Source organism: Streptomyces sp. NPDC059256, from assembly GCF_042753785.1.
Taxonomy (GTDB): Bacteria; Actinomycetota; Actinomycetes; order Streptomycetales; family Streptomycetaceae; genus Streptomyces.
The window spans coordinates 18,750-29,030 of sequence record NZ_JBHYZO010000039.1; the positions used below are offsets into that span (position 1 = coordinate 18,750).

General features: G+C 72.6%; 1 protein-coding gene. It reads right to left on the minus strand.

Translation table 11 applies throughout. From position 1 onward, the window contains the following. The coding region (locus tag ACFXJL_RS34445; protein ID WP_384699362.1) for an SDR family NAD(P)-dependent oxidoreductase at positions 1–10,281 on the minus strand (10,281 nt) is incomplete at its 5' end.

Genomic DNA, 10,281 nt, shown 5'->3' on the forward strand with positions numbered 1-10,281 from the left:
TCAGGCCGTACCGAAGTTGTTGTCGAGCAGGGCGAACAGTTCGTCCGCCGTCGCCGTCGCGGCGACGTCCACCGGTTCGGGCGGGGGGCCCGTGCCGTTGGTCGGCGTGGCGCGCAGCCCCCAGCCGCGCAGTAGTTCGTTCAGTCGGTCGCCGACCTCGTCGGCGCCCGCTGTTCCGGGTGGAACCGCCGCGAGGATCGCTGCCAGCCGGTCGAGTTCGGCCAGCACCGGCGAGAGCGGTTCGGGCGCGGCGGACAGCTCCGCGTCGAGGTGGTCGGCGAGGGCTTCGGGCGTCGGATGGTCGAAGACGGCCGTGGGTGGGACGGGCAGTCCGGTGGCCTCGCACAGCCGGTTCCTGAACCGGACGGCGAGCATCGAGTCAAAGCCGACCTCGGAGAAGGAGCGCTCCGGTCGGACCGGACCGGCTCCGGTGTGGCCGAGTACCGCCGCCGCATGGCCGATGACCAGGTCGAGGATGGCCTGGCGGCGTCCTTGCCGGTCCAACGGCGCCAACCGTGCGGCCAGGAGTGAGGCGGGCGTGGCTTCGTCGTCCGGTGCCGTCTCCGCGCCTTCGTCGGAGTCTGCGGTCGATGCCTCAGCGACGGCGGGAGCACCGCTCCGGCCCGGTGTGGGCAGCCAGTACCGCTCGCGCTGGAAGGGGTAGGTCGGCAAGAGGACCGGCTCCATGCCCGGCGGCCCGGGCGGCGCCGTCCAGGCCGGCCAGTCCACCGGGCCGCCGCCACTCGCCCATGCCTCGGTCAGCGACGCCAGCAGTCGGTCCCGGCCGCCGTCGCCACGCCGTAGCGTGCCGACCGCCGACACCTGCCGTCCCGCCTCCTCGGCCACCGCCTCGATCCCGGCGAGCAACACCGGATGCGGGCTGACCTCGACGAACAGGGTGTGGCCTGTCTCCAGCAGGGTGCGGGTCGCTCCCAGGAAGTCGACCGGTTCGCGAAGGTTCCGGTACCAGTAGTCAGCGTCCAGGGACTCCCCGGCGATGGGCTTCCCCGTCACCGTCGAGTAGAGCGGTACCGCCGAGGCCCGTGGCCGTATCCCGCTGAGCGCGCCGCGCAGCTCGTCCTCGATCTGGGCGACCTGGGCCGAGTGGGCCGCGTAGTTCACCGGGATCGTCCTGGCCCGCAGGCCCTCCCGGTCGCACGCCGCAAGCAGAGCGGCCAACTCCTGCGGCTCTCCCGCCACGACCACGGCGTCGGGGCCGTTCACGGCGGCGACGCAGATATTTCCGTCGTCGGGCAGCAGCGCCTCGGTCCGTTCGGCGGAGGCGGCGACCGACACCATGCCTCCGCTGCCGGCCAACCGCAGTAGGGCCCGGCTGCGCAACGCCACCACCAGCGCGGCGTCGTCCAGCGAAAGAGCTCCGGCCACACAGGCGGCGGCGATCTCCCCCTGCGAGTGACCCACGACGGCGTCCGGCGTGACCCCGGTGCTGCGCCAGTGTGCCGCCAGCGCGACCATCACGGCGAAGAGCACCGGTTGGACGACGTCCACCCGGTCGAGCGACGGTGCCCCGGGGGCGCCGCGCAGCACCTCCGTCAGGGACCAGTCGGTGTGCGGGGCCAGGGCGCGCTCACAGGCGGCGACCGCGTCAGCGAACACCTCTGATGCGCCGAGTGCTTCCGCCGCCATGCCGACCCACTGCGAGCCCTGGCCGGGGAAGACGAATGCCGTACGGCCGCCGCGCACCCGGTCCTGCACCGCGTTTGGCGCGGGTTCTCCGGTACCCAGCGCATCCAGCCAGGTGAGGAGCCCTTCCCGGTCGCGGCCGATCGCAGCCGCGCGGCAGGGGAGAGCGGGGCGGGTGACGGCGAGCGCGCGGGCCAACTCGGCGTGTCCCTGGGCGGGGTTGGCCCGCACATGCTCGCCCAGCCGCCGCGCCTGGCGGCGCAGCGCCGCGGGTGTTCGGGCGGAGAGCAGCCATGGCACCGCCGCTTCAAGCGTTGCGGACGGTACGTCGGATGTGTCGACGGGAGCCGTCCTGGAGCCGGCGCCAGGTGCCGCCTCCAGGATCGCGTGGGCGTTGGTGCCGCTCATCCCGAACGCGGAGACTCCGGCCCTCCGCGGTCGGTCTTCCTCCGGTGCGTCCCAGGGGCGGGCCTCAGCCAGCAGCCGGACCGCGCCCACCGACCAGTCCACCCGGCTCGACGCCTCCTGCGCGTGCAGTGTCCGAGGGAGCACTCCGTGCCGTAGGGCCATCACCGTCTTGATGACCCCGGCGACCCCCGCGGCGGCCTGGGTGTGACCGATGTTGGACTTCAGCGACCCCAGCCACAGCGGTCGGTCCTGCGGCCGGTCCTGGCCATAGGTGGCCAGCAGTGCCTGTGCCTCGATCGGGTCACCGAGCACGGTGCCGGTGCCGTGGGCTTCGACCAGGTCGACGTCGGCGCCGGACACCCCGGCCGTGGCGAGCGCGGTCCTGATCACCCGCTGCTGCGCCGGGCCGCTGGGCGCGGTCAGACCGTTGCTGGCGCCGTCCTGGTTCACCGCGGTGCCGCGTACGAGGGCCAGCACCGGATGACCGAGTCGCTGGGCGTCGGAGAGCCGCTCGACGAGCAGCACGCCCACCCCTTCGCCCCAGCCCGTACCGTTCGCGGCCTCGGCGAAGGACCGGCAGCGGCCGTCGGGCGACAGTCCCTGTTGACGGCTGAACTCGACGAAGACGTCCGGGCTCGCCATCACCGCGGCACCGCCGACCAGAGCGAACGAGCAGTCCCCCGAGCGCAGCGCCTGGCCTGCCAGGTGCAGAGCCACCAGCGAGGACGAACAGGCCGTCTCCACGGTGACGGCGGGGCCGCCGAGTCCGAGGGTGTAGGCGATGCGGCCGGAGGCGACGCTGGTCACGGTGCCGCTGAGCAGGTGCCCTTCGACATCGGCGGACGGGTCCTGCGGACCGGTGCCGTACCCCTGGCCCGCGACGCCGACGTAGACACCGCCCTCGCTGCCACGGACCGAGGCAGGATCGAGGCCGGCCCGTTCCAGTGCCTCCCAGCCGGCCTCAAGGAGCAGCCGCTGCTGTGGATCCATCGCCAACGCCTCGCGCGGCGAGATCCCGAAGAACTCCGCATCGAACTCGGCGGCTCCGTCCAGGAATCCGCCGCCGGTGGTGTAGAAGGTGCCCGGGTGCAGGGGGTCCGGGTCGTAGAGCGTGTCCATCGGCCAGCCCCGGTCGGTCGGCAGCTCCGCGACCGCGTCCACTCCGTCGGCCACGAGCTGCCACAGGTCCTCGGGCGAGCGGACGCCACCTGGGAAGCGGCAGGCCATGGAGACGATCGCGAGCGGTTCGTCAGCCGCCACGGGAGCGGGGGCGGATACGGTCGAGTGGTCGGCGACGTCACGCGGGGCGCTCAGCCCGGCGAAAAGGTGCTCGCCGAGAGCGGCGGCGGTCGGGTGGTCGAACACGGAAGTGAGCGTGAGCGGCAGGCCGGTGGCAGCGACCAGTCGGTTGCGCAGCTCGACAGCGGTGAGTGAGTCGAAGCCCACCTCGCGGAATGGACGGTCGGATGTGAAGCCGTCGGCGGACTCATGGCCCAGTACGTCGGCAGCCTCGCTCCTGACCAGTTCCCGCAGCAGCTTCCGGCCCTCACTCTCGGGGAGCTGCTCCAGCCTGCGCCGCCACGACGGGTCGCCGCCGATGCCCGGGCCGGATGCGGCGAAGGCGTCAACCGTCCCTGAGCCGCCGGCCGATGTTGCTTCAGGCAGCCCGCGCAGCAGGGCACTGTGCCGTACCGACCCGAACGTGGGCGCGAAGCGGCTCCAGTCCACGGCGGCGACCACCGGTTCGCCTTCGTCCAGGTCCAGCGCGAGGCCGAGCGCGGCGAGCGCGGACTCGGGGGCCATCGGCACGAGCCCGTGGCGGCGCAGACCGTCGCCGACCCTGCCGTCCGCCATGCCCGCGCCTAGCCAGGGACCCCAGGCCACCGATGTCGCCGTCAGGCCCCGGCCGCGCCGCGCCGCCGCCAGCCCGTCCAGATAGGCGTTCGCCGCCGCGTACGCCCCCTGGCCGCCGCTGCCCCAGATGGCTGAGATCGAGGAGAACAGCACGAAGGCATCCAACTCGCGGTCCTCGAAGAGGACGTCGAGATGCGCCGCGCCACGCGCCTTGGCGGCCGTGCGCTCGAACAGTTCCTCCAGGGTGCAGTCCGCGAGCGCGGTGTCCGTGGTGAGCCCTGCGGTGTGCACCACCGCCCGTACCGTGTCGTGCTTGTCGTGCAGACCCGCCAAGACCCGTTCCAGCGCGGAGCGGTCGGCGACATCGCAGGCGAGCACCGTGCTTCGGGCCCCCAGTGCGGCCAGGGCCGCGACCAGTTCGGTGGCTCCCGGCGCCTCGGGTCCACGCCTGCTCAGCAGGACCAGGTGTTCCGCGCCGCGCTCCGCCAGCCAGCGGGCCACCTGGGCGCCGAGACCACCGGTACCTCCCGTGACCAGCACCGTGCCACGCGGCGTCCAGGGTGTCCCGGAGGAGACCTCGGACGCCGGTACGCGGACGAGCCGGCGGCCCAGCAGCCCCGGCGGACGCACCGCCACCTGATCCTCGCCGTCCAGTCCGGCCAGCACCGCGCACAGCCCGTCCAGCGCCGAACCGTCCAACAGTTCCGGCAGGTCGACCAGGCCGCCCCAACGCTGAGGGTGCTCCAGCGCCGCCACCCGCCCGAGGCCCCAGAGCTGGGCCTGGGTCGGGTCGGCGACCGGGTCGGCCGCGCCGCTCGACACGGCTCCGCGGGTGACGCACCACAGCGGTGCGGTGGTCCCGCTGTCGCCCAGTGCTTGGAGGAGTGACAACGTCCCGGTCAGGGAGGCGTCGAGCGTGCGCAGGCGCGGATGGGGTCCTTCGGCCAGGCCCAGCAACGAGAGGACGCCCGTGAGCCCGTCGAACTCCGCCAGTTGCTTGACCAATTCACCGCGTTCGGTGGCGGCTCCGACCCGGGTCACCACGACGTCGGCGCCATGCTCGGCGAGGGCCTGCTCACAGGCGAGGGCGGTGTCCTCGCCGTCGTGGCCGTCCGGGGTGACCACGAGCCACCGTCCGGGGAGTCGGGTCGACGCAGATGCGGTGAGCGGCTGCCAGTCGATCCGGTAGCGGAGGTCGGTGGGGGCCTCGGGCTTTTGACGGAAGACGGCGGCGGGGGTGGTCCCGGGCCAGAAGCGGCGGCGCTGGAAGGCGTAGGTGGGCAGGTCGACCCTGTGGACGGCGGCGCCGCTCCAGCTCGCGGACCAGTCCACCGGGACGCCACGCAGGTGCAGTGAGGCGAGCGCTGTGCGGACCGCGCCCACTTCGGGGCGGCCGTCGCGCAGGAGCGGTATCGTCCCGCAGTCGTCCGGGTCCGGAAGGCAGGCGTGCACCATTGCGGACAGCACACCGCCGGGGCCGAGTTCCAGGAATGTCGTCGCGCCCTCGGAGCGCAGCCGTCGGGCGCCCTCCAGGAAGCGCACGGTGCCCCGGACATGGCGCACCCAGTAGTCCGGCGAGCAGAGTTCTTCCGCCGTGGCGGTCCGCCCGGTCAGGTTGGAGACGACCGCGACCCTGGGCGCGTGGTAGGTCAGGCCCTGGGCGACCTGCCGGAACTCGTCGAGCATCTCCTCCATTCGGGCGGAGTGGAAGGCATGGCTCACGCTCAGGGCCCGGGTGCGTCGGCCGAGGGACCGGAACACCTCGGCCAGGCGCTGCACCGCATCGTCGTCGCCGGAAAGCACCACGGAGGTGGGACCGTTGATGGCGGCGATGTCCACCGCGGCCGGGCCCACCTCAGCCCCGCGAGCGGCCTGGTCGTCGAGGAGCGCCTGCCGAGCTTCCACCTCGGTCGCCTCCACCGCGACCATCGCCCCGCCGCCGGGCAGGGCGTCCATCAGTCGTCCGCGGGCGGCCACCAGCACACAGGTGTCGTGGAGGTTCAGAACGCCGGCCGCATGAGCGGCGGCGAGTTCACCGATCGAGTGCCCCATCAGCAGGTCGGGCCGTACGCCCCAGTGCTGGACCAGCCGGAACAACGCCGTCTCCAGGGCGAACAGTGCGGGCTGGGTGTAGCGGGTGCGTTCGAGCAGTTCCGCCTCGGGGGTTCCCGTCTCGGCGAACAGGATGTCGCGCAGCGGCCGGTCGAGATGCGGGTCCAGTTCGGTGAGCACCTCGTCGAGGGCGTCGGCGAACACGGGGTCGTCGCGGTAGAGCTCTGCGCCGGTCCCCGCCCGCTGGCTGCCCTGCCCGGGGAAGAGGAAGGCCGTCCGACCGGGTCGCCCGATGTCGCCGACGAGCACCGTGCCCGATCTTCTGCCCTGCGCCAGTGCGGTGAGCGAGCGCCGTACGGAGGCCGGGTCCGGTGCCAGGACGACGGCGCGGTGTTCGAGCGAGGCGCGTCCCGTGGCCAGCGAGTAGGCGACGTCGGCCAGTTCGACCGCTGGGTCGGCTTCGAGCCGGTCGCGCAATCGTGCGGCCTGTGCGCGCAACGACTCCGGAGTCCTGGCCGAGAGCAGCAGCGGCGCGGGCGCACCGGTACGGCGGACAGGAGCGAGGGGGGCCTCGGAGGGCACGGTCGCTGCGGCGGATTCCTGTTCCACGATGACATGCGCGTTGGTACCGCTGATGCCGAACGACGACACGCCCGCCCGGCGCGGTCCATCGCTCTGCGGCCAGGGGGTTCGCTCGGTGAGCAGACGGACCTCACCGCCCGACCAGTCGACGTGCGGGTTCGGCGCACCGACGTGGAGGCTGCCCGGCAACTCGCCGTGACGGATCGCCAGCACCATCTTCATCACACCGGCCACACCGGCCGCCGCCTGGGTGTGACCGATGTTCGACTTCACCGAGCCGAGCCACAACGGGCGGTCCGCCGAACGCTCCGGCCCATGGACGGCTTGGAGCGCCTGCGCTTCGATGGGGTCGCCGAGTCTCGTGCCGGTGCCGTGGGCCTCGACGGCGTCGATCTGGTCGGCGCGCAGCGCCGCGTCGGCCAAGGCGGCCCTGATGACCTGCTGCTGGGACGGACCGTTGGGGGCGGTCAGACCATTGCTGGCACCGTCCTGGTTCACCGCGGTGCCGCTGATCAGCGCAAGCACGGGGTGGCCGTGGCGCAGGGCATCGGAGTGGCGCTCCAGCAGGAGCACTCCGGCGCCCTCTCCCCAGCCCGTCCCGTCCGCGTCCGCGGAGAATGCCTTGCACCGCCCATCGGCGGCCAGCCCGCGCTGGCGGCTGAACTCGACGAAGAGTTTCGGGGTGGTCATCACCGTCACCCCGCCCGTGAGGGCCTGCTCACAGTCGCCGCGCCGCAGCGCCTGTACGGCGAGGTGCAGGGCGACCAGCGAGGACGAGCAGGCGGTGTCCAGCGTGAGCGAGGGACCCTGGAGGCCAAGGACGTAGGACAGCCGCCCGGACAGGACGCTGGCCGTGTTCCCGGTGAGCAGATGACCCTCGGAGATTCCCTCGGCCCCGTCCAGCAGGGTGGGGTAGTCCTGGCCGTTGGTGCCGATGTAGACGCCGACCTGACGACCCTTCAGCGAGTTCGGGTCTTGACCGGCGCCCTCGACCGCTTCCCAGGCAGTCTCCAGCAGCAGCCGCTGTTGCGGATCCATCGCCAGCGCCTCACGTGGCGAGATGCCGAAGAACTCGGCGTCGAACTCGGCCGCGTCGTGGAGGAAGCCGCCCTGTCTGGTGTAGGTGGTACCGGTCCGGTCGGGGTCCGGGTCGTACAGGCCCTCGGTGTCCCAGCCCCGGTTCGGCGGCCAGTCGCCCACGGCGTCGATGCCCTCCGACAGGAGGCGCCAGAAGTCCTCGGGCTTCTCGATCCCACCGGGGAAGCGGCAGCCCATGCCGATGATCGCGATCGGCTCGTTGCGGCCGGGCGCCTCCACCCGGGCGGCATCGACGGGTGCCGCACTCTCGGTTGCGGTGTCCGGGAGATGCAGTTCCCTGAGCAACCGGTCGGCGAGCGCCGACGGCGTGGGATGGTCGAACAGTACGGTGGCGGACAGCTTGAGCCCGGTCGCTCCGGCGAGCCGGTTGCGCAGCTCCACGGCCGTCAGCGAGTCGAAGCCGAGTGTGGAGAACGCCTTTTCCGGCAGTACCGCCTCGACGCCGGAGTGGCGCAGAACCGCCGCCGCGTGGGTGCGCACCAGCTCGGTGAGCGTCCCGATCCGGTCCTCGCGGCGGGGTAGGGCAGCCACCTGCTGTCGCAGCGCCTGGGCAGCGTCGGCCTTCTGCGACGGCGGCGCAACGGGCAGCGGGCCTGCCGCCGCCACCGTCGGCTCCGGTACTCCCTCCAGCAGGGCAGACCGTACTCCCATGCCCGCGGCGAAGCGTCGCCAGTCGACATCGGCCACCAGGACCAGTGCGTCGTCCTCCGCGAGCGCACGACCGATCGCGGCGACCGCCGACTCGGGTTCCATCACCGGCATGCCGAAGTCCCGCAGACGCTCGGCGACACCGTCCGCCAGCATTCCGCGTCCGGCCCAGGCGCCCCAGGCCAGGGCCGTGCCGGGGAGCCCTGCGGCCCGGCGTGCGGCGATGAGGGCGTCGACGGCTGCGTTGGCAGCCGCGTAGTTGCCCTGCCCGGCGCTGCCGATGACGCCCATCACCGACGAGAACACCACGAAGGCCGAGAGGTCGAGGCCCTCGGTGACCTCATGGAGGTTCTGCGCGGCGCTCAGTTTGGCGCGCAGGGAGAGGGCGAGCCGCGCGGGGTTCAGGGCATCGAGCACACCGTCGTCCAGGACGCCCGCCGCATGAACGACGGCGGTGAGCGGGTGCTTCGTCGGTATGTCCGAGACCAGCGCCTCCAGCGCGGCCCGGTCAGCGACGTCGCAGGCGGCGAACGCCACCTCGACGCCCAGCGCCGTCAGCTCCGTCCGCAGTTCGTCCGCACCGGGTGCGTGTGCACCGCGACGGCTGACCAGCAGCAGCCGCTGCGCCCCTTGGCCGGCGAGCCAACGCGCCGTGTGCGAGCCGACCCCGCCGGTGCCCCCGGTGATGAGGACCGTGCCACGCCGGCGCCAATTCCACGACGCCGGGGCGGCCGAGCTGTCGGTACGGGCATTCGCCGAGGCTGGGGCGGGTCGAAGGCGGCGCCCGTGGACCCCGGTCGACCGCACGGCGATCTGCTCCTCGTCGGCGAGGGCACCCGCGAGCACTGCGCACAACCGGCGGGCGGCCCGCGTGTCCAACGCCTCCGGTACGTCGACCAGACCGCCCCAGCGGTGCGGGTGCTCCAGGGCCAGCGTCCGCCCCAGAGCGGCGGAGGCCGCCTGACCGACATGTCCGGGCCGTTCCGAGCCGCCCAGGACCGCTGTTCCCGTCGTCAACATCCAAAGGGGTGCATCGATCCCGGCGTCTTCCAACGCCTGGATCAGCGCCAGGGTCAGCGCCGGGCCGCCGGGGAGATCGGGGTGCTCGGGATGGGGACGCTCCTCCCAGGACAGCAGTGTCAGCACTCCGGCGATCGGCTGCTCCCCCGCGACCTCTCCGAGCAGCGCGGTCAGTTGCTCGCGGGTCGCTCCCGGATCGGCAACCGCACACCGAAGGAGGTCGACTCCGATGTCGCTGAGGGCGTCCAGGACGGCCGCTGAGGCGTCGACCTCGGGGCATAGGGCGAGCCAACGGCCGTCGAGACCGTCGGCCAGCACGGTCGGCCGAGGCGACCAGGCGACGTGGTAGCGCCAGGAGTCCGCACGCCTTGCACGGGTTCTGTCGGAGCGCCAGGTGGCGAGGGCGGGCAGGACTTCGTCCAGTGCGTCCCGCCGGACGCCCAGGGCCTCGGCCAGCTGAGCGGGGTCCTGTCGTTCCAGGTCGTCCCAGCGGTCTTCGATGGCGGGGGAAGTCGGGACGGGGGCGGGGGGCATCAGCCAGTAGTGCTGGTGTTGGAAGGGGTAGGTGGGAAGCTCGACGCGTTGGGCACCGGTCCCGGCGAACGCTGCGGACCAGTCCACCGGCAGGCCCTGCACATATGCCTGGCCCACCGAGAGCAGAAGCCGTTCCAGACCACCCTCGCCCCGTCGCAGAGTCCCCAACACCGCCGCATCCACCCCAGCAGCCTCCACCGACTCCCCCACAGCCACCGACAACACCGGATGCGGACTCGGCTCGATAAAGAACCGGAAGCCCTCCTCCAACAACCCCCGCGTCGCCTGCTCGAACTCGACGGTCTGGCGGAGGTTGCGATACCAGTACTCCGCGTCCAACGAGGCGGTGTCCAACCAGCCGCCGGTGACCGTGGAATAGAACGGCACCGAACCCGTGACAGGGGTGATATCGGCCAGATCGGTCAGGATCTGCTCCCGCAC